General features: G+C 54.6%; 22 protein-coding genes. 13 read left to right on the plus strand and 9 right to left on the minus strand.

Annotation, left to right across the window (positions count from 1 at the left end):
• Positions 1-49 precede the first annotated feature (49 nt).
• Positions 50-1,450, minus strand: a complete 1,401-nt coding sequence (gene lpdA, locus FBR45_RS23665; RefSeq protein ID WP_138506973.1) for a dihydrolipoyl dehydrogenase — start codon at positions 1,448-1,450, stop codon at positions 50-52.
• A 217-nt stretch (positions 1,451-1,667) separates the two neighbouring features.
• Here lpdA and FBR45_RS23670 point away from each other — a divergent pair, with 217 nt between their 5' ends.
• Positions 1,668-2,234 (plus strand): hypothetical protein, encoded by a 567-nt coding sequence (locus FBR45_RS23670; protein WP_138506974.1) that lies wholly within the window; start codon positions 1,668-1,670, stop codon positions 2,232-2,234.
• Positions 2,235-2,241: 7 nt separating this feature from the next.
• On the opposite strand, the gene FBR45_RS23675 is transcribed toward FBR45_RS23670, so the two are convergent.
• On the minus strand, positions 2,242-4,422 hold the full coding sequence (locus tag FBR45_RS23675) for a tetratricopeptide repeat-containing sensor histidine kinase (protein ID WP_138506975.1): 2,181 nt from the start codon (positions 4,420-4,422) through the stop codon (positions 2,242-2,244).
• Between the two features lie 559 nt (positions 4,423-4,981).
• Here FBR45_RS23675 and FBR45_RS23680 point away from each other — a divergent pair.
• From FBR45_RS23680 to nth, 3 genes are all read left to right on the plus strand, one after another.
• Positions 4,982-5,581: an RNA polymerase sigma factor gene (locus FBR45_RS23680; protein WP_077922616.1), complete on the plus strand. Its 600-nt coding sequence runs from the start codon at positions 4,982-4,984 to the stop codon at positions 5,579-5,581.
• Complete coding sequence (locus FBR45_RS23685) at positions 5,556-5,807, plus strand: hypothetical protein (RefSeq protein WP_138506976.1); 252 nt, start codon at positions 5,556-5,558, stop codon at positions 5,805-5,807. The genes FBR45_RS23680 and FBR45_RS23685 overlap by 26 nt, the downstream gene beginning before the upstream one ends.
• A 104-nt stretch (positions 5,808-5,911) precedes the next feature.
• Positions 5,912-6,571, plus strand: coding sequence for an endonuclease III (gene nth, locus FBR45_RS23690; protein WP_138506977.1), 660 nt, complete (start codon positions 5,912-5,914; stop codon positions 6,569-6,571).
• Between the two features lie 26 nt (positions 6,572-6,597).
• On the opposite strand, the gene FBR45_RS23695 is transcribed toward nth, so the two are convergent.
• On the minus strand, positions 6,598-7,017 hold the full coding sequence (locus FBR45_RS23695; RefSeq protein ID WP_077922618.1) for a nucleoside-diphosphate kinase: 420 nt from the start codon (positions 7,015-7,017) through the stop codon (positions 6,598-6,600).
• 138 nt (positions 7,018-7,155) lie between these two features.
• Between FBR45_RS23695 and FBR45_RS23700 the strand changes: the two genes are divergently transcribed.
• From FBR45_RS23700 to rdgB, 4 genes are all read left to right on the plus strand, one after another.
• Positions 7,156-8,187, plus strand: a complete 1,032-nt coding sequence (locus FBR45_RS23700) for a DHH family phosphoesterase (RefSeq protein ID WP_138506978.1) — start codon at positions 7,156-7,158, stop codon at positions 8,185-8,187.
• Positions 8,188-8,268: 81 nt separating this feature from the next.
• On the plus strand, positions 8,269-9,189 hold the full coding sequence (locus FBR45_RS23705; protein WP_138506979.1) for an FKBP-type peptidyl-prolyl cis-trans isomerase: 921 nt from the start codon (positions 8,269-8,271) through the stop codon (positions 9,187-9,189).
• A 145-nt stretch (positions 9,190-9,334) separates the two neighbouring features.
• Positions 9,335-10,240, plus strand: coding sequence for an FKBP-type peptidyl-prolyl cis-trans isomerase (locus FBR45_RS23710; protein ID WP_138506980.1), 906 nt, complete (start codon positions 9,335-9,337; stop codon positions 10,238-10,240).
• A gap of 59 nt (positions 10,241-10,299) precedes the next feature.
• On the plus strand, positions 10,300-10,878 hold the full coding sequence (gene rdgB / locus FBR45_RS23715) for an RdgB/HAM1 family non-canonical purine NTP pyrophosphatase (RefSeq protein WP_138506981.1): 579 nt from the start codon (positions 10,300-10,302) through the stop codon (positions 10,876-10,878).
• A gap of 92 nt (positions 10,879-10,970) precedes the next feature.
• Here rdgB and FBR45_RS23720 read toward each other — a convergent pair whose 3' ends face one another.
• A complete protein-coding gene (locus FBR45_RS23720) occupies positions 10,971-13,085 on the minus strand; it encodes a peptidylprolyl isomerase (protein ID WP_138506982.1) in 2,115 nt (704 codons plus the stop codon).
• Between the two features lie 219 nt (positions 13,086-13,304).
• Complete coding sequence (locus FBR45_RS23725; protein ID WP_138506983.1) at positions 13,305-14,036, minus strand: DUF3291 domain-containing protein; 732 nt, start codon at positions 14,034-14,036, stop codon at positions 13,305-13,307.
• Positions 14,037-14,222: 186 nt separating this feature from the next.
• Between FBR45_RS23725 and FBR45_RS23730 the strand changes: the two genes are divergently transcribed.
• On the plus strand, positions 14,223-14,573 hold the full coding sequence (locus FBR45_RS23730; protein ID WP_138506984.1) for a hypothetical protein: 351 nt from the start codon (positions 14,223-14,225) through the stop codon (positions 14,571-14,573).
• A 124-nt stretch (positions 14,574-14,697) separates the two neighbouring features.
• On the opposite strand, the gene FBR45_RS23735 is transcribed toward FBR45_RS23730, so the two are convergent.
• Both FBR45_RS23735 and FBR45_RS23740 read right to left on the minus strand, forming a co-directional pair.
• Positions 14,698-15,225: a sll1863 family stress response protein gene (locus FBR45_RS23735; protein ID WP_138506985.1), complete on the minus strand. Its 528-nt coding sequence runs from the start codon at positions 15,223-15,225 to the stop codon at positions 14,698-14,700.
• A gap of 93 nt (positions 15,226-15,318) precedes the next feature.
• Positions 15,319-15,924 carry a thioredoxin family protein gene (locus FBR45_RS23740; RefSeq protein ID WP_138506986.1) on the minus strand — a complete coding sequence of 202 codons (606 nt, stop codon included), beginning with the start codon at positions 15,922-15,924 and terminating at the stop codon, positions 15,319-15,321.
• Between the two features lie 497 nt (positions 15,925-16,421).
• Here FBR45_RS23740 and FBR45_RS23745 point away from each other — a divergent pair, with 497 nt between their 5' ends.
• From FBR45_RS23745 to FBR45_RS23755, 3 genes are all read left to right on the plus strand, one after another.
• Positions 16,422-17,039 (plus strand): TetR/AcrR family transcriptional regulator, encoded by a 618-nt coding sequence (locus FBR45_RS23745; RefSeq protein ID WP_138506987.1) that lies wholly within the window; start codon positions 16,422-16,424, stop codon positions 17,037-17,039.
• Between the two features lie 103 nt (positions 17,040-17,142).
• Positions 17,143-18,489, plus strand: a complete 1,347-nt coding sequence (locus FBR45_RS23750; RefSeq protein WP_138507016.1) for a TolC family protein — start codon at positions 17,143-17,145, stop codon at positions 18,487-18,489.
• A gap of 103 nt (positions 18,490-18,592) precedes the next feature.
• Positions 18,593-19,678, plus strand: coding sequence for an efflux RND transporter periplasmic adaptor subunit (locus FBR45_RS23755; RefSeq protein WP_138506988.1), 1,086 nt, complete (start codon positions 18,593-18,595; stop codon positions 19,676-19,678).
• A 1-nt stretch (position 19,679) separates the two neighbouring features.
• Here the strand turns inward: FBR45_RS23755 and FBR45_RS23760 are convergent, their stop codons facing one another.
• Together FBR45_RS23760 and FBR45_RS23765 are read right to left on the minus strand one after the other, a co-directional pair.
• A complete protein-coding gene (locus tag FBR45_RS23760) occupies positions 19,680-20,030 on the minus strand; it encodes a type II toxin-antitoxin system PemK/MazF family toxin (RefSeq protein WP_138506989.1) in 351 nt (116 codons plus the stop codon).
• Entirely contained in the window at positions 20,027-20,218 is a 192-nt protein-coding gene (locus FBR45_RS23765; protein ID WP_077924411.1) for a hypothetical protein, read from the minus strand. The genes FBR45_RS23760 and FBR45_RS23765 overlap by 4 nt, the downstream gene beginning before the upstream one ends.
• Positions 20,219-20,282: 64 nt before the next feature.
• On the opposite strand from FBR45_RS23765, the gene FBR45_RS23770 reads away from it, so the two are divergent.
• Entirely contained in the window at positions 20,283-23,360 is a 3,078-nt protein-coding gene (locus FBR45_RS23770) for an efflux RND transporter permease subunit (RefSeq protein ID WP_138506990.1), read from the plus strand.
• Positions 23,361-23,448 lie beyond the last annotated feature (88 nt).

Raw genomic sequence — 23,448 nt, forward strand, 5'->3', positions numbered from 1 at the left:
TTGAAAAATAGCCGGGCTTCGCGTTGTATCGACTTGCTCTGTACCAGCCTTACATGTTGATAGCCCGGTTATCGGTAGCGGCCAGACAGGCTTCTTTAAAGGCTTCGGTGTACGTCGGGTGGGCGTGCGACATCCGGCTGACGTCCTCGGCCGAGGCCCGGAACTCCATAGCCACAACCGCTTCGGCAATCATATCTGCCGCCCGGGGGCCAATGATGTGAACCCCCAGAATCTCGTCCGTTTCTTTATGAGCCAGCACTTTAACCAGCCCGTCGATATCCATACTCGCCCGCGCCCGACCTAGTGCTTTGAATGGGAACGAACCGGTCTTGTACGGAATACCCTGCTGCTTCACCTCTTCTTCGGTATAACCAACGGCGGCTACTTCGGGCCAGGTGTATACCACGTTCGGGATGAGCCGGTAGTGAATATGCGGCTTCTGACCGGCAATAGTTTCGGCGATGAACGTACCTTCTTCTTCCGCTTTATGGGCCAGCATGGCGCCCCGAATAACGTCGCCCAGTGCGTAGATGTGTGGCACGCTGGTCCGCAGGTTATTGTCAACCTCAACTTTCCCCTTGGCATCGGTTTTCAGACCGGCGGCTTCCAGGTTGAGACCATCGGTATACGGACGGCGCCCTACCGAAACCAGGCAATAGTCGCCCGTTAGGGTGATCTGTTTGCCGTCGGGCGTGTCAACACTGACCACTACTTCATCGCCCTTGTTCTCGACCTGGGTTACCTTGTGATTGAAGTAAAAATCAGCGCCCAGTTTCTTAATGGCTTTCTGTAACTCTTTGCCCATCGTCTTGTCCATGGTAGGAATCATGGAATCGAAAAACTCGACGAACGACACTTTACCTCCCAGCCGGGCGTAAACCGACCCGAGTTCAGCACCGATCACACCAGCACCGATAATGATCATGTGCTTCGGCACTTGTTCGAGTTTCAGCGCTTCGGTTGAGGTGATGATGCGTTTCTTATCGACAGGCATCGACGGGAACGACAGCGGTTTTGAGCCGGTGGCGATGACAATATTCTTGCCTTTTATGGTTTCTTCCCCCCCGTCCGTTTTGGCAATTTTAACCGTATGCGCATCCACGAAAGAACCCAATCCATAGTAGGTATCGATTTTGTTTTTCTTCATCAGAAAAGCAATCCCTTTCGTGGTCTGATCAACGACGTCCTGTTTCCGGCTGATCATCTGTGCCAGATCGACCTGCAGGTTGTCGAGTTTGATACCGTGCTGGGTAAACGTGTGAGCGGCATTATAATAGTGCTCCGACGAATCGAGAAGGGCTTTAGAGGGAATACAGCCTACGTTCAGGCAGGTTCCGCCCAGGGCTGGGTATTTCTCGATGATGGCTGTTTTGAGCCCGAGTTGCGCACACCGGATGGCGCCGGTATAGCCGCCCGGTCCCGAACCGATAATAATTACGTCGTATTCCATGAAACAGTTGTTCAGCAGTTTAAGGCATCAGATTTCAGTTCATTGCAGGCTTCGACCTGTGATCGATACCCTGTACGCCTGAGACATGAACCCGTTTAGTAAATAGCATTGTCGCTGCAAATTTGGTTCAGAATTCTGTTCGCTAAACCGATTTCTAAAAAATCGTGTTGGTGGTTGGTGAAGGTCGTTGCCTTCAACCGTCATCCGGCATTCGTTTATGCGCTTCGTTTCGCTACTTATATTCCCTGTATGGCTGATTGTCAGCAGCTGTAACAACCCCAACCAGCAAAATCAGCCCCCTGTTTATTATGATGTGGCTGGTTTCGTTCAGAAACAAGTACAGGAACTAACGGCCCGCAAGCCACTTGTTCGGAAAACCGTTCAGATCAATCAGGAGCGCAGCCAGCAGCAAACCGCCGAACTGGACTGGAATCGCGAGCTGGAACTGTTCAGCCAGGCCGATATCAACAAACCGGCGCTACGCAGCAGCTACCAGATTGCCCGCCCCGATTCACTGACCTATCAGTATACCCTGAAAAAATCGGAAGAGCGCCTGACGGTTCGCTCGCTGACGGTCCGGCTCGACTCAATAACGCGGCAACCACGTCAGATTGAGGCCGTGCTGCAGACCAGTAACCCGCTGTATTCATCAGAACGCCATTTGCTGCTGGAGAACGGCCTGTCAGGACAGCAGTGGCAGGTGAAACGGTATAAGCTGGCTGGATTTCAGAAGCTGTCGTACTTTGACAAAAACGAGTTCATGGTAGAAGGTCGCCTTCCCTAGCCGACCATCAGCTTACTACGGTGTTGACCGATACTGGCAGTATAAAAATGAAGGTTGTGCCACCGCCCCGCTCCGAATGAACCTCGTAACGACCCTGAATCTGATCCATCCGGGACTGAATATTGCGTAGCCCCATACCGGTGGCATCGGTCGGGTCCATGCCGCAGCCGTTATCCTTGATAATCATGTTCAGCTCCTGATCGAACCGCCGGAACAGGATATCGGCTTCAGTAGCTTCCGAATGCCGTAAGATATTACTACACAACTCGATACAGATTGAGTATAGATTAAACTCGGTTGTTTTCCCCAGGCGTGGCAATACGGCTACATCCAGCCGGAACGTTACGGTCTGCATCAGGTTGAGCTTGTTGACCAGCCGCATTAGCGCTTCGGACAACCCCTGCTTTTCGAGTTCGTCGGGCTGCAGGTTATGCGACAGGTAGCGTATCTCCGCAAAGGCTTCTTTAGTCATGCCAAGCAGATTCTGGTAAATCAACTGCTCACGCTCCGACAGATGCGTCGGGTTTAACGCCGACAGGCTCGTTTTGATTGCCGCCAGCAGGCCACCCAGGCTATCGTGCAGGTCGGCAGCCATCCGTTTACGCTCCAGCGTTTGCCCACGCAGCAACGCGTCTTCGATATCCCGGTTTTTGGCCCGCAGCTGGTCGTTGGCCGCTTTAAGCTCGGCCGTACGCTCTACAACTTTCCCTTCCAGATCGTGGTTAAACTCTTCGATCCTGCGCTTTTGTCGGTCAATAAGCCGGCTCTTCCGGAAATAGATAACGGTAAACACGAGCAACATAGCCAGCCCGCTCACCAGAAAAAAGCGGATGATCTGCTCGCGTTCAATATCGCGTTTGAGTGCGTCGACGCGGGCCATACTCTCCAGTCGGCTCTTCTGCGAATCGGCCCTCAACCGTTCGGTCTCAACGCGCTGCTGCAACTGGCTCAGCCGGGTTTTACTGGCGAGCTGCTCCCGTTCTGTTTCGGCCAGCAACCGGCTTATTTCAGCCTGCCGACGGACATCGATTAGTTGCTGCTGTTGAATCAGCCGTTCCCGATCGGCTTCAGCCCGAACCTGGTTGATGTCATACTTCTTCTGCATGGCCGACAGCTCTTCTACCCGCCGGAGATTGGTCAGACTATCCCGCAGAACTACGTATTCTTCGAACATAGCCAGCGCCTGGTCAGACTGGCCGGCTGCCCGATACGCCCGATACAGGGCCTGGGTAGCCATCTGCCGCATGCGCAGGTAACCGGACTGACGGGCAACGCCCAATGCTTTTTCGCCAAACTCAATGGCCAGACGGGGTCGGTTGGTAAGAGTGTAACATTCGGCCAGCCTGGCCCAAACAGCGGCCTGCCCCGCCCGGTCGTTCAGCTGAGTCCAGACGGCAAGCCCTTCGTCAAAAATTTGTATGGCCTGCTCGGGCTGGCGTCGGCTAATGAAAAAATCACCCAGCCGCTCATCAGCATAAGCCAGATTGGTTTGCGAGTGCGTTTCCAGCGCAATCTGCCGGCTGGCTTCAAACTGCTGGCGGGCCAGGTCGTACTGTCCCTGAATTTCATAGACCTCTCCCATCTGCGTAATGGCCTGGGCCGTCAGTAACTTGCGGTTTTTCCCTGTAAGGGATGTATTCTGGGCCAGCAGGTTCAGGGAAGCCTGATAACTCTTCAGCGCATTCCGATATTCTTTCAGCAGTACGTAGATATCGCCCATGTTCATCTGCACCTGCCAGAGCGGAGAGCTCTCTCGCGGCAAACGTATACAGGCCTGGGAAACACGCTGGTTGATCTGTAGCGCCTGCAGATAGTCGGCCTTTACAACGCGTAGGTAATATTCCTGCTGCATGAGGCCGCGTACAATGAACAAAGGATTGTGATACGCCAGGGCGCGCTCTTCCAGCCATTTGGCATAGATGTAGCTACTGTCGCGCAGCGAGCCGCGGGTTTGCTTGAACACGGCCGTCATGAACCGTAGTCCTTCCAGCCGCAGGGAATCAGTACGACGAGAGCGCGGCAGCGATTCGACCTGATGGCGGTAGGTACGGCCCAGCGTCAGCAGACTGTCAATATACCCCGCGTCGCCCCGCCGGTCGAAGTTGAACTCCGGCAAACCAGGGAACGATTGGGCCATACCGGCCAGAGGCAGGCCGAGCACCGCGATACCGAACCAAAACCATCTCATAGGTATGTACTGGAAATCCAGCCGACAACGTAGCCTCTAAAGTAAGAAATATACTCAGAAAATCAAGCAATTAGCCCGATAATTTTGACGAACGGCACAGGCGTTTGAAGGAGCGCGGCTGCCGGGTTTCTGAATAGAATTCGCGAAAATGCTCGCGCGTATTCAACCAAAACCATTTACTTTACGACCTCGGGTGGCTGCCCCTCGTTATTAGTCGTCTAAAAATGCATCTTGGGTAACCCGGTCAAAAACTATTTTCTTATTCATTTAAACGATTGCCCCTCTGAGTGAATCTATACTGAAGACCCTAACGTAAGTACAATTAAATCTGCGAAAAAGCATTTCTTTGTCAACCCAAATCAAAACCGGACAGAGCCGCCTGTTTAATTATTTTTTAGCTGCGTTTAGCCCGGTTTGGCAGATTTTTTGTACTGACAATTTGGAAATGAGCACAGAATATTCTTAATTTTATAGCGACGAATCTCCCGGTTACAAAAAACTTAATCCCCCCACACACTATCGGAACACAGCTCTACGTTACTTAATTGTCTTACTGAAAATGGAAAAAGCCCAGGTAAACGATAGTGAGCTGATTTCCCTGTACATCCGTGGTAATGAAAAAGCCTTTGCCAAACTAGTGCAACGGCACAAGTCGAAGATTTACACCACCATTTACTTAATTGTAAAAGACCAGTATGTGGCGGAAGATTTGATGCAGGACACGTTCATCAAGGCCGTGGATACGCTCAAGTCGGGTAAATACAACGAGGAAGGTAAATTCTTACCCTGGATCATCCGGATCGCTCATAACTTGGCCATTGACTATTTCCGAAAAGATAAACGCTACCCCAGTGTGGTGTTTGAGGACGGAAGCAGTGTGTTCAACACGCTAGAGTTCGCGGAGGATTCGGTCGAATCACTCCAGATTCGGCAGGAAACACACGAGCATTTGCGCGAGTTGATCCAGCGGTTGCCCGAACAACAGCGTCAGGTGCTTATCATGCGGCACTACGAGGAAATGAGTTTCCAGGAGATTGCCGATGCTACCGGCGTCAGTATTAACACGGCATTGGGACGTATGCGTTACGCGTTGATCAATTTGCGTAAACAACTAAGCAAACGTTCGCCGAGTTATGACAAAAACTTTTACCCAAGATGATGTAGTCCGGTATGTCTACGAGGAAACATCTCCCGAAGAAAACCTCCTCATTGAAGACGCCCTGATGTCGGAACCGGAATTGATGACGTTCTTTCTCGACGCCCTCGAAATGCGGTCGTTGATGAACCGGATCGAACGTGAACCCCGGCCAGATACGGTCCAGTCTATTCTCAATTATTCCAGAAACCATCCGGCAAACCCGCCTGCCCGTCTGCGTCATACGTAAACGAGCTGGTGTGTCTTGTCGTTTTGTAACGGGTATAACCCCGAACAAGGTCAGTTTCCCAGTCGGGCGCCTACCTTTGTCCGGGGCTATACCCGTATATCTATATGCTGAAAAAAGAACGTTTCCGCCGGTTCATTGAGTACTTTACCCAGCACTATCCTGAGCCCCAGACCGAGCTGAATTTTTCCAATCCGTTTGAGTTGCTCGTAGCGGTGATCCTGTCAGCTCAGTGTACCGATAAACGCATCAACCAGATTTCGCCCGCCTTATTTGCGCGGTTTCCGGAGCCGGAGTCACTGGCGGCAGCCTCGGTCGACGAAGTCTTCAGCTACATCCGTAGTGTGTCGTATCCGAATAATAAAGCTAAACACCTGGTTGGCATGGCCCGAACCCTGCTGGAACGGTTTGGAGGAGAAATACCAGCTACTGTGGAAGAGTTACAGACGCTGCCGGGCGTGGGCCGGAAAACAGCCCATGTGATACTGTCGGTCGTGTATAATGAGCCGACTATGGCCGTCGACACCCATGTATTCCGGGTATCGCACCGGCTGGGGCTGGCTCCGCTTACCGCCACAACCCCACTGGCCGTTGAAAAGGCCCTTATGGCCCACATCCCCAAACAGTACGTTCCGAAGGCACACCACTGGCTCATCCTTCACGGACGGTACGTTTGCCTGGCGCGAAGTCCCAAGTGCGACGTTTGCGCGCTGCGGGATTTTTGTAAATACTACGAAAAGCAAATGGGGACCATACTTGTGCAGTGAGCCAATTGGCTCACTGCACAAGTGGATTAATACTGCTCCGTGGCGGAGAAGAAGAAACTGCCCTCAATCTGAGCATTCTCGTCAGAATCGGACCCATGAATGGCATTAGCCTCGATCGACTTGGCATACAGTTTCCGGATGGTCCCTTCTTCGGCCTGGGCGGGATTGGTTGCTCCGATCAGCTTCCGGAAATCGGCTACTGCATTCTCTTTCTCAAGAATCATCGGAACGATGGCACCTGACGACATGTACGTTTTCAGGTCGTTGTAGAACGGACGCTCGCTGTGTACAGCGTAGAACTGCCCCGCCCGCTCGGTTGTCAACTGCGTTTTTTTGATAGCGACGATGCGGAAACCCGCTTCTTCGATCATTTTCGTGATTGCTCCGGTATGCCCGGCCGCTACGGCGTCGGGCTTAATCATGGTGAACGTACGGTTCGTAGCCATTATGGGTTATTGTATCCAAATTTTATTTGGGCGCAAAGCTACGAACTTCCCATCGAAATGCCGCGCTGGTACATAGGCCGACTGGTATCCAAATTATTCGTACTTTTGAGTTTCGATTGAGGCTACGGCCGTTTGTGTATGCAAGACATTGAAGCAATTGGTGCGGTTATTGGGAAACACCCAGGTGGCCCCGCGCAAACCGTACTGATTACCACCCACCAGAACCCCGATGCCGATGCTATGGGCTCTTCGCTGGGACTGGCGGGCTACCTCCGCAAAAAAGGCCACCGGGTTACGGTGGTTACCCCTACCGACTACGGCCAGAACCTGCATTGGATGCCGGGTAATGATGATGTTATAGCGTTTGACGAAAAGCAGCGCGTAGCCGTCAGCCAGCTGTTCGACGAAGCCGACCTGATCTTTTGCCTCGACTTTTCGGCCCTCGACCGCATCCGGGAGCTGGGCCCGCTGGTACGACAATCGCGGGCGCGGAAAGTGATGATCGATCACCACCTCGAACCCGAGTCGTTTGCCGATCTCACCCTCTGGGACCCTACCGCTGCCGCTACGGCCGAGCTGGTATACCGGCTCATCGTTGAACTCGGCGACAAAGACCTGCTCGATGTGCCGATCGCCGAATGTCTTTACTCGGGTCTGATGACCGACACGGGCTCGTTCCGCCACTCCAACACGACCGGTAATGTGCATCGCATGGCCGCTGATCTCCTCGATCTGAATATCGACGTGAGCAGCATTCACCGGCGCATTTTCGATAACGTCTCGCTCGACAAGTTTCGGATGCTCGGCTACGTGCTGAACGAAAAACTGAAAGTCCTGCCTCAGTACCGGTTCGCGTACATCACCCTGACCGATGCCGAATTGAAACGATACCGCTCCAAAACCGGCGATACCGAAGGCATGGTTAATTATGCGCTGGCCGTTGAAGGGGTAGTGATGGCCTGTATTCTCATTGACCGGGTTGACGAAATCCGGCTGTCGTTTCGTTCTGTAGGTGACTTCTCGGTGCGCGAACTGGCCAGCACGCACTTCAATGGCGGGGGCCATCGCAACGCAGCGGGCGGACGCTCGAAAAGCAGTCTGGCCGAAACAGAACAGAAACTCTTATCCATATTGCCGGACTATCAACAAAAATTGGCAGAAACGGTGTAAACCAGCAGTTTTGTCGTTTCCCGACTGGTCCTGACCCTCGGAAACGCTAAACCACAAACCAACCAATAAACCAGTTAAAACATGTCTCTTAAACATTTCGGGAAAGCCGCCCTGATCGTCGCTGTGGTAGCGGCCTGCGGTAAAAACCGCGTTCAGGTAACGGATAACGGCCTGAAGTACCAGATCCACGAGCAAACCGAGAGCAGCCGTAAAGGCAAGGTAGGTGATATTCTGACGCTTCATCTGACGCTGATGAACAATAAAGACTCGGTGCTGCGCGATACGCATAAAGAAGGCGCTCCCTTCCAGATGCTGCTGCAGGTTCCGCCTTTCAAAGGGTCGTACGAAGAGGGCCTGACCATGCTGGGCAAAGGCGACAGCGCCACGTTCTACGTAAGTGCCGACTCGCTCTTCACCCGCGCCATGCAGCCACTGCCGCCTGGCGTTCAGAAAGGCACCGATATCGGTATTGCGGTGAAAGTACTGAACGTACAGACCGAAGATGAGTACAAGAAAACCCAGGCCGCCGATTTCGAGAAGCAAAAAGGCATTGACGCCAAAACCATCGAGAGCTATGTGGCCAAGAATGGCCTGGCCGGTAAAGCCCAGAAAACGGCGGGTGGCGTATACTACGTAGTTACCCAGCCCGGCGCGGGTCCTACCCCCTCGGCTGGCGACATCGTATCGGTACAGTATACAGGCAAACTGCTGGATGGTAAAGTATTCGATAGCTCCAGCAAGAACTTCAACCCCCAGGCCGACGGCCGGCCCGTTCAGTTCCCGATTGGCGTTGGTCAGGTCATTCCGGGTTGGGAAGAGGGGGTGATGCGGATGCACAAAGGGGAGAAAGCTACCCTGATCATTCCGTCAACGCTGGCTTACGGCTCCCGCGCCAACCCCAAGATTCCGGCCAACTCGGTACTGCTGTTCGACATCGAACTGGTCGACTTCCAGAAAGGCCAGCCCAATCAGATGCCGGGCATGCCGCAACCAGGCCGGTAAGCAGTTCAGGTCGTACTGATGGGCATACGTTTGTCTCGTCCATCAGTACGACAGCCTGATTTTTACAGGCTTCAGTGAACAGAGAACGGCGTTATTTTCGTTCTCTGTACAGAAACTCCCGGCAAAGGGCCTTGCATAAAAAGTTATGAAACTCAGTAAGAATCGCTCGTTTTGGGCCGTTGGCCTGTTGGCTGTTTCGGCATTGCTCAGCGCCTGCGAACAACCAGGCGAAGCCCTGATCGAACGGAAGAAGCGCGAGAACGAAGCCGATATACTGGCTTACATCGCCCAGAACAACCTGAACGCAACCCGGACCGACGAAGGAATCTGGTATTTTCAGACAAAGGCGAACTCAACCGGCCAGACTCCCCTGACCGGCGATGAGGTGAAATACCATTTTGTTGCCCGTCGGCTGGATGGTGTCATCGTTGATAGTACTGATCAGGCCGGTAACAAGCCCGAAACGATTATTCTGGCCGGTACTAATACGGTTGGCATCACCCTCGGTAAGTACGCGGGTATTCTGAAGCTGAAACAGGGGGAAGAAGGCGCCGTACTTGTTCCGGCCTACCTGGACGGGGGCCGAAACGGGAACCTGGTGCTGCCCCAGTATTCACCGGTTCGGTATGACCTCAAAATCGTATCGGTTCGGAATCAGAATCAGCAGATTCAGGATTACATCCGGGCTAATAACCTTACGGTCACTACCCTGACCACCGATAGTGTGCGGGTCATCAAAACGCTGACACAACCTGCCGACTCGATGGCCATCGTGACCGGCAAAACGGTTACCATGAAGTACGTTGGTAAGCGGCTGAACGGCACTACTTTCGATTCTAATACAGCGGGTACGTTTAAGGTACAGATCGGCACCAAGCAGGTTGTTCCCGGCTTTGAGAGCGGACTGACAGCCCTGCGAGCCGGTGAGAAAGCAACCATCATCTTCCCGTCATCGCTTGGTTACGGGACAACCGGTACCGGAAGCGGAGCCAACCGGATTCTACCCTACACGCCACTTCTATTCGAGCTGGAGATCGTTAAAGTCGAGTAACCCAGCCGCAACCTCGATAAGCCGTTTGTAGTTCTCTCTGCAAACGGCTTTTTTTGTTTATGGAACTTTGCTTTGCAACCAACAATCCGAATAAACTGAACGAGGTATCTGCCGCCCTGGGCAACGCTTTCACCCTTCGCACCCTGCACGACATTGGCTGCACGGATGAGCTACCCGAAACCAGTGGTACTATAGCTGGCAATTCACGCCAGAAGGCTGAATACATCTGGAAGCATTTCGGCGTATCCTGCTTTGCCGATGATTCAGGGCTCGAAATAGATGCCTTAGACGGTCGCCCCGGCGTCGACTCAGCTTACTATTCGGGCAGCCGCGATGCCGCTCAGAACATACAGCGGGTGCTGACCGAGCTGCAGGGGCAACCCAACCGAAAAGCCCGGTTTGTTACTGTATTTACGCTGATCCTGCACGGGGTTGAACACCAGTTTGAAGGTATTTTTGATGGCTCCATTATCGACGAGCCACGGGGCACGGGCGGGTTTGGCTACGACCCGATCTTCCTGCCCGACGGGGCCGACCGGACGCTGGCCGAGTTAACCATGGCCGAGAAAACCGCTATCAGCCACCGCTCCCGGGCACTCGCCAAAATGGTGGCTTATCTGCGGGAACAAGCGTCCTGACGCCAACTCCCATAGATTTCTGATACCGTGTCGGCTGAACATAAAAAAACCTGCTTCTGATCAGAAGCAGGTTTTTCTTTGGAGCGGTATCCTTAATAGAACTTGGCCCGGCGATCTTCTACTTTGGCGGCTTCTTTGATAGCCTCGTTGATGTAGAAACCGGTGCGGGAAGCTACGTTCTGCTGCAGTTGGGTTTTGTACAGATTGTAATCGGCAACCGCTGGCGCTGGCGTCAGGCGGGTGGTCTCCACCATCAGTACACCGGCGTCTCCGGCAAACGGTTTTGAACGCTTGCCAGCCTTCTGACCAAACGCGCGACCCAGTGCTACCGGATCGACACCAGCGCTACGCAGGAAGCCCGTTGCCAGGTTAACATCCTGAACTTCTTCAACCAGTGCACCAGCACCGTACTTCTGCGCGATCGACTCGAGAGTACCGCTGGCACTGCCGAGTTTACCCATGATCTGCTCCGCTTTCAGTTCGTTGCGGACTTTGGCAGTTAGTTCGGTCCGGTAGTCGTCAATTTTGACTTCGTCTTTGTCGGTCTTGTTGGTCAGCACCGCAATGACGTACTGGTCGCCAACTTCAAACGGTTCCGATACGTCATTAACATCCGTTTTGTCGTCAAATGCCCAGCGTACCACCGGACGCGCGTCGGTCAGCGCGTTGATGTTCGATGCGCCTTCGGGAATGCGATCGGCGGTGGCCACAACCAGCGATTTGTCTTCTTTAACCTTAGCGTCGAACTCTTCCTTGGTCTGCACTTGCGAGGCAAACTGGTCGGCTTTGCGAAGGGCTTCATCGCGGGTGGTCTGGCTGGGTGCAATGGTTTTACCGATACCCACAACCCGGTATAGCTGGTTGGTTTTGGCTTCGGTTACTTTGATGATGTGATAACCGAAATCGGTTTCGATAACGCGCGGAATCAGTCCTTCGCCGGCAGCACCGAACACGGCCGACTCAAACGGCTTCACCATCTGGCCATCGTTTTTGAAGTAACCCAGGTCACCCCCGTTTTGCGCTGATCCGTCGGCACTGTTGGTTTGTGCCAGGGCTTCAAAGTTGGCACCACCCTGAATCTGGGCCAGAAGTGCTTCGGCCCGGCGACGGGCATCGGCCTTGGCCGAATCGGTCTGGGCCGTTGGGCGCACCAGGATATGACTCGCGCGGGCGGTGAAGCTCGTGTCGCGCTTGGTCCCGCCGTACTTATATATGAAATAGGTATTGCCTTCGCGGAAGGGGCCGTAGATACCACCTGGCGAGAAGGTAGGAATGGACGCGCGGAGCTGCTCAGGCATTTCGCCAGCCGTCAGGTACAACGGCACGCGAACGTCGGAGTTCTGCTGGGCAAAAGTCGAGTCGTTCGGTGCGGCACCCAGGCCACGGGCCAGGGTTTTGATTTCGTTGTACAGGGCGGTGCTGTCTTCTTTCGACGGCGCCACCGAGAACGTCACGTATTGAAGCGAGCGGCTGTTAGCACCCGGATACTCGTCTTTGTGCTTGTTGAGGTAATCCTGCAGCTGCGAGTCGGTAACCTTCACCGTTGTGTCGTTGATCGTGTAGTAGGGCACAAACAGCAGCTTCACATCGGCTTTGGTGTTTTGCGCCTGGTACTCCTTCTGGGCTTCGGCCGTGGTGGCGAAGATCGACAGACGCATCAGGCCTTCGTATTTACTGCGAAGCCGGTCGGCGCTCAGGTTTTTCTCGAAACTGGCCCAGGCAGCCTGCTGCTGCGGAGGGAGGTTCTTCAGGCCCTTGAGGTAGCTAACAATCTGGCTCTTGTCAAACACGCCCGTTTGGGGGTTTGTGAAGGCCTGCCGAACAGCCGGACTGATGTTATTTCCCTGAACCATATCAATGAGTTCTTCGGGCGATACTTTCAGACCGAGCTTGTCGAATTCTTCCTGGTAAGCAATCTCGAACAACAGCTGGTTCCAGGCCTGCTCGCGGAGCTGAGCCATGTCCTGGTCAGCGGGTGCGCGACCGGTCTGCTGTTCAAACTGCGCCCGGAGTTCATCCACCTTGGCGTTGAATTCCTGATAGTCAATGGATTTGCCGGCAATTTCGCCAACTTCCTGCTGGTTTCCGCCGAATAGCAAGCTTCGGCCGCCGAGCAGATCTCCCCCCACGATGAACAGAATCAAGCTGACGGCGATAACACCGACGGCCAGCCCTGACCGTTCTCTGATCTTGTTAATAACAGACATTTCGCGTTATACGTACAATTTAGCCCGCAAAATAACAATTTTCCTCGTTGGGATACAAGGGTTTTGGGCACGAGATAGACGCTGGTCACGTTTTTTTTACAAGGCTGCCAGTAAACGGAGCTGACTATACTTACTCCAGTCGATCAGTTCTCAAGGCACTCATCTACTGCCCATTCGACAACGGCCGGTCCGGCGGGCAGACGGCTAGAACCCGATCGTTTACCGGTCCCAGCGCAACACGGTAAAGCGCGCAAACAGCTCTTCGGAGTACCACTGCCGCTGGCGGGTAAGCCGCACCACCTCCCGGTGTCCGCTCTGCCGGTACGCATACTGATCAACGGCGGCTGCATCGCGCCAGACACTGATGGTACACTGCTGCACCAGCGGCACCTCCCCTACCCCGATCCCGAACAGCAGCTTATCGGCCTGATCAGCAAGCCGTTGGCGGGCCTGGGGCACGTGCCGCCAAAAGTCGGGCAAAGCCCGGGTGCGGATTGTGGCCCGCGTCAGCACCGCCACGGGAGCCGAGGGGTCGGGGGCGGCTGGCCGTTCTGGTTTTCCCTGGTGTTCGTCGGCCGCGGCCCGCTCCGGATTTTCTGCTCCCTGCCCAGTGTTCAGGATAAAAGGATTGAATCCGTCCCAGAGTCCGTGCGATTTGAGGGGCGACAGGTGGAGGGTGCTGATTTTTTCGGTACCCTGGGCGAGCTGCCGATACGCTTCTGTCTGGGCGAATGCGCTGGCCCGATGGTTATCTGCCCAAACGCCCAGATGAACGTAGGTGGAGAAGTCGGGGATAAGACCAAAGTTGATGCCGCTGCCCATTAACTTGCTGAACCGCAGGCCATCGGCAGAAATCGGCTGCATGAGTACCCGACCCATGTTGGCGAACGCCCGGAAACGGGCCCGGGGCTGGTAACGGAAAATAGTAACGGTTACGACGGGTGCTGACATGATGAGTATAAACGGTCGTTGCAGGCGCTTGTTTCGGGTATCATGAAACCCATCGTTTTTATTTACCTCCTTTGGAGACCGGCAGTCTCAGCGGCATGAGCCCAGCCCACTCAACCGCTTGTCTGGCACTTTCCCATTACCCGTCCCCATACGGGTATTCTACTGGGCAACGGCACCCAGGGCCTTATGGTTTGGGGAACAACCCGCCAGTTGACCATTACGGTTGGGCGGGCCGGTTTCTGGGATCATCGGGGTGGGAACGAGTTCACCGCCAAAACTACCTATCAGGACGTTAAGCGGCTCCTGCGGGCTGGCAACTATGCCGGTATCAAAGAAGCCTTTGCTATCCCTAAAACCGGCGATCAGGGGTTCGGTTGTGCCCAGCAGCTGGTCGCTGCTGGTATTCTGGCAGGCGGACCGCTCAGGCTCATCTATCAACTGGGCGACCGCTATCTGGTAAACGGACAACCAGCTACCAGTTCTTTATTTCAGAAAATCTGTCAGAAAGGTGAGGAAATGGTCCTTAAACCGTTGTAGACCTTTATGCACATGTAGAGTAATTACCACGAAATTATACCATCATCTAAACACCGGGGGCTCCTCGAAACGAAGATACTTCTCGTTTCGGGGAGCCCCCGGTTACCTATATATCGACTTCGGACTAGTTGTCGTCTTTTCCGTCCGGATCAACTTTATCTTCGGCTTTGTCAAAGGCATTGCCGATGTTCTTACCGGCCTTTTTAAAGCCAGCTTTAATGTCTTTCCAGGCGGCAGCCGTTGCGTTCTGGGCTTTGTCGATGTCGTTCCCCAGCTCTTTACGCTCGGCCTCCAGCTCAGCCAGTTCTTCTTTGCTCTCAGCTTTGGCTTTAGCACCCTGACGTTTTATATCGGCCTGTAATTTATCGATCCGAGCATCCAGCTTGTCTTTCTGAACGTTCATTTCGGCAACGGCTTCCCGGCGCTCGCGTTCAAAATCATCACCTGCTTCGCGCATGTCTTCACGCGCTTCGGCCGTAGCTTCTTTGGTGTCGGCTTCAATAGCATCGCCCGTGCGCTCCATAGCGTCTTCGGTGCGCGACTCATTTTTGTTGTCAGAACCGCAGGCCTGCAATAGGGCCAGCGAGGCAACCAGCATCATGGTTCCGGCAACGTTGCGAATCTGGCTCAGGATTAATACTGTCTTTTTCATAACTGATGTGTAGTTTGATTTACACGAATCAGGTTGGCAAAGGCCGTGCCAGAAAAACGAGCCGGTCAGAGCCGGCCGTTATCGGTAGCGCACTTAATTTTTCCATTTCACCGCGCAACCGATGGCTTTGGTGAGGGGCGACTGGACGGGCCGACCAGCCAGCAAATTACTCACAGCCTCATCGGCATAACGCCGTTGCACCTGACTGCCATCCTGCGGACTGTCGTCGATGGTACCAATGTACTCGACCGTGAAGTGGCCGCTGTTATTTTTCAGGACAAACACCTGTGGGGTGCGGGTGGCCCCAAAACTCCGCGTAACGGCCTGCGTTTCGTCTATGACATAGGCGAATGAAAAGCCTTTCTCGCGGGCGCGGACTTTCATATTGTCGAAGGAATCATCTTCATAAGCCGCCGGATCGTTGGGCATGATGGCCAGAACGGGATAACCCTGCGCCGAAAATTTACGATCGAGCGCCACGAGCCGGTCGTCATAGGCTTTCGAGAACGGGCAATGGTTGCTGGTAAAGACCACAATCAACCCTTTCTGGCTTTTGTAGTCAGCCAGCCCTACGGTGCGCCCGTCCACATTCTTCAGCCGGAAGTCGGCTACCGCATCGCCCAGGGTATATCCCTTGGGTTGCGCATTCACCCCTTGCCACGTAATCAGCACCCATAGGGTAATCAGCGCATAGCGCATTGGTTCGCTCGTTTTCAACTTGGTTGTTATTTGCCGGTTAGATAACAAATAGACCCTAAAGATTAGTTTGGTAATCAAGCTTCATAGCGCTCATTGTTACCGAATCTACAGGTTACAAAACAAATAACCAAGCTGTTCCTTAAAATCGATGTACTTACGAATTCAGGCCCTATATGGGTGTGCAGTCAAGTAGCTGGGCCAGTTGATCGAGCGTTTTTCCAAATCGCTGTTTAAGCAGTTGAATCAGCCGGAGGACGCTGACGAGGGTTTATTAAGCTGACATGGGTAGATAGATAACAGAGCAATAAAGGCATAAAATCATCCGTAAGTAAACTCTATTTATTAATCGACTCATCTTACAGGCTTACCCATTTGGCTGTGTACTGCGCCTGTCGAATGCCTTACGCCTACCGTTTACTCAATTTGCAGCCCAAATTATTAACACCTCTTGTTTACTGAACATCGTTCATTATGTTTGTGTCGTCAACGAAACAGGTATGGGAATTCTGGAACGGAAAGAGCGGGAACGGGAAGAGATGAGGAGGCTGATTCTGGAAGCCGCTCAAAAGTTATTTCTGGCCAACGGCTACGAAAAAGTCAGCATCCGGAATATAGCCGACGAAATCGAGTATAGCCCGGCAACGATCTACCTGTACTTTAAAGACAAGAACGAGCTATTTTTTGCCCTGCACCAGCAGGCGTTCAGAAAACTGATCAACGAGTTTGCTCCCATTGCGCACCTGCAAACCCCAATGGATAAACTCGAAGAAATGGGGCGTCTGTACATCCGGTTCGCCTTCGAAAACCCTGAACTGTTTGACCTGATGTTTATTATGAATGCACCCATGGATGCTATCGAATGCCGGGAAGACATCTGGGATGATGGGCACCAGGCCTTCCAGGTGTTGCAGAACGTAGTGCAGGAATGCATAGACAGCGGGGCTATCCAGCATCCCGATGCCGAGCGGGCCGGGCTTATGATCTGGAGTACAGTACATGGTTTGGCTGCACTTTTCCTGCGAAAGCGCATGATGATATTCGGTGAGGAACGCAAGAAAACCCTGATGGACGAAGCGTACGATCTGTTCGTACAGACCATCCGAAAAGGACTTTAATATTTTTTTACCCATTTACTAAACAGTGTTTATAAACTAACATACGGTCATGAGTCTCACGATCAACCCAGTCCGCTGCCTACCGCCCTGGCCAGGTTCGCTGATGGCAGTAGTGTTTCTTATCAGCTCGCTGCGGCCAGTCTCTGCGCAGCCCTCTCCTATTCTGGACGGCTATGTCCGCGAGGGGCTGGCCAACAACCTGGCCCTGCGGCAGGAGTCGCTCGAGATCAAACGGGTGTCCGAATCCATCAACCAGGCCAGGTCGCTGTTTTACCCCCGGGTGGCGTTCAATCCGACCTATTCGCTGGCGGCCGGTGGTCGGCGGCTACAGTTTCCGGTGGGCGACCTGATCAACCCCATCTACAGAACGCTCAATCAGGTGACGGGTTCTGACCGATTCCCGACCAATCTGGCCAACGTAGACGAACAGCTGGCGCCGAACAACTTCCACGACACCAAAATCAGCGTTCAGTACGCTATTTTTAATACCGACATCCAGTACAATTACCTGATTCAGAAACAACTACTAACCGCTCAGGAAGCCCGCCGACGCGTAGTCGAGAACGAACTCCGCTATACCATCCGCACGGCCTATTACCAGTATCTGCAAACCCTCGATGCGATCCGGATTTACGACAGCTCGCGCCGGGTACTTACCGAACTGGCCCGGCTCAACGAAAAGCTGGTCAACAACAACGTCGCGACCAGAGAGGTCGTCACATCGGCCCGCTACGAAATCAGCAAGGTCGATCAGCAGATGGCCGTAGCCGAGAAAAACCGGGAGTCGGCGCGGGCTTATTTCAACTTTCTGCTCAACCGCGATCTGACCGCTTCCATCGACGTCGACTCGTCACTAACCCATATTCTGCCCGAGCAGAAAGAAGCCCTGGCCGACCTGCAGCAAACAGCGTTGCGGGGCCGGCAGGAGCTGTCGCAGCTGAACGGCTCGCTGCGGGCGGCCCAGACGACGGTACGGCTGAACGAGGCCAATGCCACCATTCCAAACGTATTCGTAGGCGGTAACGCGGGTTTTCAGGGGTTCGGCTACACCTTCCGCAACCAGGCCTACGCACTGGCCCAGTTCGGTTTGCAGTGGGATCTGTTCCGGGGCTACGAAAAACGGTCGAAAATTCAACAGGCCAGAATTCAGACCGATGCGCTGCAAACGCGGCTTCAGGAAGTACAGCGGCAGGTACAGCTTCAGGTCGTGCAGGCCTATTATGACCTCGATGCAGCCAACGAGAGTCTGGCGGCCACGCAGAGTGGCATCGCCAATGCCGATGCTACCTTCCGCGTCATCGACAGTAAATACCGCAACGGCCAGTCGCTGCTGATCGAGTTTCTTCGCTATCAGAACGACCGGCTTACGGCTCAGCTGCAGCACTCGCTGGCCCGCATGGACGTACTTGTCAAACGAGCCGCCCTCGATCGGGCCGTCGCCGTAGACTAGGCCCGGCGCTGTGCGCGTGGTCATGCAAACAAACGCATTCCAACGGCGCCTGACGTCCTCAGGTGCTGCCCATCATAAAACGTTGCCATAAATCAGGTAAGCCATGAAACCTCTACAGCTTATTACTTTCCTCCTGCTGGCCGTAGCCGCCTGGTCGTGCGGCAGTCAGGCCAATGATACGACCCAGGCTAAAACCGCCGATGCCACAGGGGCCGACGATGCCGTGATTGCGGTTAAACTCACCCCCGTTCGGACGGTAGTGCGGTCTGAGCCGGTGGTGGCCTCGGGACTGGTGTCTTCGTCCGAAGAAGCCCGACTTTCGTTCAAGGTCGGTGGTATTATTAATCAGATGCTGGTCGACGAAGGCCAGTCGGTCCGGAAAGGGCAGCTGCTGGCTACGCTCGATCTGACCGAGATCAACGCGCAGGTCAGCCAGGCCCAGCTCGCCAGCGAAAAGGCTGACCGTGATCTTAACCGGGTCAAAAGCCTCTACGCCGATACAGCCGCTACGCTGGAGCAGCTTCAGAACGCCACGACCGGTCAGCATGTAGCCCGGCAGAACCTGACCATTGCTCAGTTCAACCGCAGCTTTGCCCAGATTCGGTCATCGGTCGATGGTACGGTAACGCGTAAGGTGACCAACGCCGGGGAGTACGTAGCACCCGGCGCGTCGGTTTACCTGATTTCGGGCAACCGGCCGGGAAACTGGGTAGTACGCGTGGGTGTATCGGACAAAGACTGGGCCCGGCTCCGACTTGGCAATCGCGCTACCGTTACCCTCGACGCTTACCCCGACCAGCGTTTCAACGGCACCGTTACCGAACTGGCGCAGGCCGCCGACCCGACCAGCAAGCTCTATGAGGTAGAAGTGCGGATCAGCCCGGCCGGTGGGGTAAAGCTGGCGCCGGGTTTGTTTGGCAAGGTAACGCTGGTACCGGCGCAGAGCCGATCCTATACCGTGGTTCCGGTGGAGGCTATCGTAGAAGGGAATGGTAAAGACGGTTTTGTCTATACGCTGGCTTCAGCCAGCCCGGCCAGCCGCGTCACCAAAGTGCGAAAAGTGCCGGTACAGATCGGCTACCTCGACGGCGCCAACGTACTGCTCACCAATGGCCTGTCGGCCACGAGCCAGGTCGTTACGGCCGGTTCGGCCTTCCTGACCGAAGAGTCGAGCGTGGTGGTGCGATGAGCTACTGTAAGAGTTTGCCCAACTCGGCCGAAATCAGCTGTCTGAATGACGGCGAAACGGCAGAAAACTTGTGTAGAATGAGCGATTCATTGAGCAGAAACACCTTATAGAAACGCACAAAGCTGCTCAGTGGCAGCGGGGCGCCAACATAATCAGCGGCCGTAATCGGAATCGACAGTCCATCGTATTTGACCTGACTGGTGATCATAACTAATAAATAGTCGCCGGTTTGATTGATGGTCGTGTTCGATAGAATCAGCGCCGGACGCCGTTTGGTCTGCGAAACATCCGTAAACGGAAAGTCAACGACTACAATGTCGCCCTGTTGATAGGCAGGCCTGGGAGGAGTCATAAGAGCGAGTCCCAGCGTTGGTCTTCCGGACTGTCCCATTCCTCTGCCAGCGACGGTTGAGCCAGCAGCGTCACCTCGTCGGGCAGCCGGACCCGCTCGACGCGTTCTACGCCATCCATGTCCTGCAGAAGCTGCTCGACCTGGCTCCGTTTGGCTTCGTCGCGAACGGTGACAACTAATGTTTCCATGACTATCAGTTCTTTTTTTGAAATATACGCCTTTGTTCTGTAACACCAAAACGCGCTTACCCGTATGAATCTCGCGCAATTTTCTGTAAAAAACTGGCAGTTTATGCTGGTGCTTTTCCTGGGCGTAGCTGCGCTTGGGGTGAACTCGCTGCTCAACATGCCCCGGGGCGAAGACCCTGAATTTGTAGCGCCCCAGTTTTCAGTGGTCGTTGTGTATCCCGGCACCGATGCGCTCGATATGGAAGAGCTGGTGGTTGATCCGGCCGAGAAACGTTTTAACGAACTCGATAATATCAAACATGTCGTTACCAATGTCGACGATGGGGTGGCGGCTTTCCGGATCGAGTACGAATACGAACAGGACCCTGACGAAAAATACCAGGAGGTTGTGCGCGAGGTGAATGCCCTGCGCAGCGAACTCCCCGCCGACATATTCAGCATCAAAATTCTGAAGTTTTCGCCGTCCGATGTCAACATAGTGCAGGTAGCCCTTCAGTCAGAAGTAGCCTCCGACAAGGAGCTGGGCCAGTACGCCGAAAACCTGCGCGAACAGCTCGAAAAGGTAAAAAGCCTCAAAAACGTGAGTGACTGGGGCTACCCCAAAGGCGTAGTGCGGGTATCGCTCAACATCGAGAAAATGGCCCAGGAAGGGATACCGACCAACCGGGTCGTGGGCGCCCTCCAGGCCGAAAATACCAACGTGCCCGGCGGCAGCGTACAGGTCGGCACCCGTAAGTTCAACGTGAAAACGGCGGGTAAATACGAGTCGCTCGACCAGATCCGCAACACCATCGTGTCGACCAGCGGGCAGAAAATCGTTTACCTCCGTGACATTGCTGACGTGTCGGAAAACCTCGACGACGAAACCCACATCACCCGGCTCGACGGGCACCGCGCCGTGCTGGTAACGGCCAGCCAGAAAATTGGGGAGAACATCCAGAAAGTAGGGGAACAGATAAACCCGATCATCGACAACTTCGCCCGGTCGCTGCCGCCCCATATCAAACTCACCAAGAACTTCGACCAGGCCGCCAGCGTGAACAAACGGCTCGGCCACTTCGTACAGGATTTTGTCATCGCTATTCTGCTCGTGTCGCTGACGCTGCTGCCGCTGGGCTTTCGGGCCGCTGTGGTGGTGATGATCTCGATACCGCTGTCGCTGGCCATTGGGCTGACGCTGCTCAACGCGCTGGGGTTTAGCATCAATCAGCTGAGCATCGTAGGGCTGATCGTAGCGCTGGGTATTCTGGTCGACGATAGCATCGTGGTGGTCGAGAACATCGAGCGATACCTCCGCGAGGGCTACTCCAGGAAAGAGGCCGCCATCCGGGCTACGAGCCAGATCACCCTGGCCGTCATTGGCTGTACCACAACACTGATCCTGGCCTTTTTGCCGCTGCTGTTCCTGCCCGAAGGCTCGGGCGATTTTATCCGGTCGCTACCGATGGCCGTTGTCATGACGGTGCTGGCATCACTGATCGTATCGCTGACGATTGTGCCGTTCCTGAGCAGCCGCATCCTGAAAGAGTCGCACAATCCGGACGGCAATATTTTTCTGCGGGCGCTGAAACGACTCATCAGCGGTTCCTACAGCCGCCTGCTGCACGCGGCCCTGCGCAGACCAGTGGTTACGCTGCTGGTAGCGCTGGCTATTTTCGGACTGGCGCTGTCGCAGGCGGGCCGGGCGGGGTTTGCCTTGTTTCCGGCTTCCGAAAAACCGCAGTTTCTGATCAATATCGAGACTCCTGAAGGCAGCAGCCTGAGCGAGACTAACCGCGTGGCTCGTTATGTGGAAAGCCAGCTGAAAAACGAACCCGCCATCCGCCACTTCACTACCAATGTAGGCAAGGGGAACCCGCGCATTTATTACAACATCATTCAGCGGAACGAGTCGGCTAACTTCTCGCAGTTCTTTGTGCAGCTGACCGACATCGAACCGGCTGAAAAACGCGCCATCATCGATAAATACCGCGAGCGGTTTGCCCACTACCCCAACGCCCGTATTGAAGTGAAAGACTTCGAGCAGGGCCCGGCCCAGGAAGCTCCGGTCGCCATCCGCATTTTCGGCGAGAACCTAGACACCCTGCGGTCGGTAGCGGCCCGGGTCGAGACAGTACTCAAGCAGACGCCCGGTACCATTTACGTCAACAACCCGCTGGCCAACCGTAAGACGGACATGCGCATCAACGTCAACAAAGAGAAAGCCGGGTTGCTGGGTCTGTCTATTGCCGACATCAACCGCACCATCCGGCTGGCCGTGGCGGGGCTGAACGCCGGCACGTTTAAAGCGCCCAACTCCGACGATGAATACACGATTACCGTTACCCTTCCCAAAGGCCGCATCACCGACCCGACGGTACTCAACAATCTGTACGTGAATACCCTGACGGGCGCGGCCGTACCACTACGGCAGGTAGCCGACCTTCAGTTCGAGACGGGCACCAGCCAGATTCGCCACTACGATAAAGACCGATTCGTAACGGTGACGGGCTTTGTCAAGACAGGGTATCTGGTCGATAATGTGTATACCGATGTGTTGCAGAAGCTGGATGCGATGAAGTTTCCGGCCGGGTTCCGGTACGTAGCTGCGGGCGAGCTGGAGAGCCGCGAACAGTCGTTTGGCGGGCTGGGTACCATTATTCTGGTTACGGTTTTCGGCTTTCTGGCCGTGCTGATTCTGGAGTTCGGCACCCTGAAAAGCACGCTTATTGTGCTGTCGGTCATTCCGCTGGGCATCATCGGGGCCATTGCGGCTCTGCTGCTGACGGGCAATCCATTCTCGTTCGTAGCCATCATCGGTCTGATCGCGCTGATCGGTATCGAGGTCAAAAACTCGATTCTGCTGGTTGATTTCACGAATCACCTGCGCGAAGAAGGTATGCCGCTGGTCGAAGCCATCGAACACGCGGGCGAAGTTCGGTTTGTTCCCATCGTACTCACCTCACTGACGGCCATCGGCGGGCTGATGCCCCTGGCGCTGGAAGGCAACCCGCTCTACAGCCCACTGGCCTGGGTACTGATCGGCGGCCTGATTTCCAGCACGCTGCTGTCCCGAATCGTTACCCCCGTCCTCTACAAGCTGCTGCCGCCGAGAGTCGACGTCAAAGTAACCCGGGAAGAAGAGCTGGCGGTGGTAGCGTAACCCCCTTTCCCCACCGTGGTCCGTGTCCTTACCGGGACGCGTAGTCCCGGACCACGGTGGGGACACGGATATGGGTGCGTAGAGACGC

The organism is Spirosoma lacussanchae (assembly GCF_005870035.1).
GTDB lineage: Bacteria > Bacteroidota > Bacteroidia > Cytophagales > Spirosomataceae > Spirosoma > Spirosoma lacussanchae.

Coding starts and splice junctions, on each gene's coding strand:
- lpdA (WP_138506973.1), bottom strand. CDS start 1,450: ATGGAATACGACGTAATTATTATCGGTTCGGGACCGGGCGGCTATACC.
- FBR45_RS23670 (WP_138506974.1), top strand. CDS start 1,668: ATGCGCTTCGTTTCGCTACTTATATTCCCTGTATGGCTGATTGTCAGC.
- FBR45_RS23675 (WP_138506975.1), bottom strand. CDS start 4,422: ATGAGATGGTTTTGGTTCGGTATCGCGGTGCTCGGCCTGCCTCTGGCC.
- FBR45_RS23680 (WP_077922616.1), top strand. CDS start 4,982: ATGGAAAAAGCCCAGGTAAACGATAGTGAGCTGATTTCCCTGTACATC.
- FBR45_RS23685 (WP_138506976.1), top strand. CDS start 5,556: ATGACAAAAACTTTTACCCAAGATGATGTAGTCCGGTATGTCTACGAG.
- nth (WP_138506977.1), top strand. CDS start 5,912: ATGCTGAAAAAAGAACGTTTCCGCCGGTTCATTGAGTACTTTACCCAG.
- FBR45_RS23695 (WP_077922618.1), bottom strand. CDS start 7,017: ATGGCTACGAACCGTACGTTCACCATGATTAAGCCCGACGCCGTAGCG.
- FBR45_RS23700 (WP_138506978.1), top strand. CDS start 7,156: ATGCAAGACATTGAAGCAATTGGTGCGGTTATTGGGAAACACCCAGGT.
- FBR45_RS23705 (WP_138506979.1), top strand. CDS start 8,269: ATGTCTCTTAAACATTTCGGGAAAGCCGCCCTGATCGTCGCTGTGGTA.
- FBR45_RS23710 (WP_138506980.1), top strand. CDS start 9,335: ATGAAACTCAGTAAGAATCGCTCGTTTTGGGCCGTTGGCCTGTTGGCT.
- rdgB (WP_138506981.1), top strand. CDS start 10,300: ATGGAACTTTGCTTTGCAACCAACAATCCGAATAAACTGAACGAGGTA.
- FBR45_RS23720 (WP_138506982.1), bottom strand. CDS start 13,085: ATGTCTGTTATTAACAAGATCAGAGAACGGTCAGGGCTGGCCGTCGGT.
- FBR45_RS23725 (WP_138506983.1), bottom strand. CDS start 14,036: ATGTCAGCACCCGTCGTAACCGTTACTATTTTCCGTTACCAGCCCCGG.
- FBR45_RS23730 (WP_138506984.1), top strand. CDS start 14,223: ATGGTTTGGGGAACAACCCGCCAGTTGACCATTACGGTTGGGCGGGCC.
- FBR45_RS23735 (WP_138506985.1), bottom strand. CDS start 15,225: ATGAAAAAGACAGTATTAATCCTGAGCCAGATTCGCAACGTTGCCGGA.
- FBR45_RS23740 (WP_138506986.1), bottom strand. CDS start 15,924: ATGCGCTATGCGCTGATTACCCTATGGGTGCTGATTACGTGGCAAGGG.
- FBR45_RS23745 (WP_138506987.1), top strand. CDS start 16,422: ATGGGAATTCTGGAACGGAAAGAGCGGGAACGGGAAGAGATGAGGAGG.
- FBR45_RS23750 (WP_138507016.1), top strand. CDS start 17,143: ATGGCAGTAGTGTTTCTTATCAGCTCGCTGCGGCCAGTCTCTGCGCAG.
- FBR45_RS23755 (WP_138506988.1), top strand. CDS start 18,593: ATGAAACCTCTACAGCTTATTACTTTCCTCCTGCTGGCCGTAGCCGCC.
- FBR45_RS23760 (WP_138506989.1), bottom strand. CDS start 20,030: ATGACTCCTCCCAGGCCTGCCTATCAACAGGGCGACATTGTAGTCGTT.
- FBR45_RS23765 (WP_077924411.1), bottom strand. CDS start 20,218: ATGGAAACATTAGTTGTCACCGTTCGCGACGAAGCCAAACGGAGCCAG.
- FBR45_RS23770 (WP_138506990.1), top strand. CDS start 20,283: ATGAATCTCGCGCAATTTTCTGTAAAAAACTGGCAGTTTATGCTGGTG.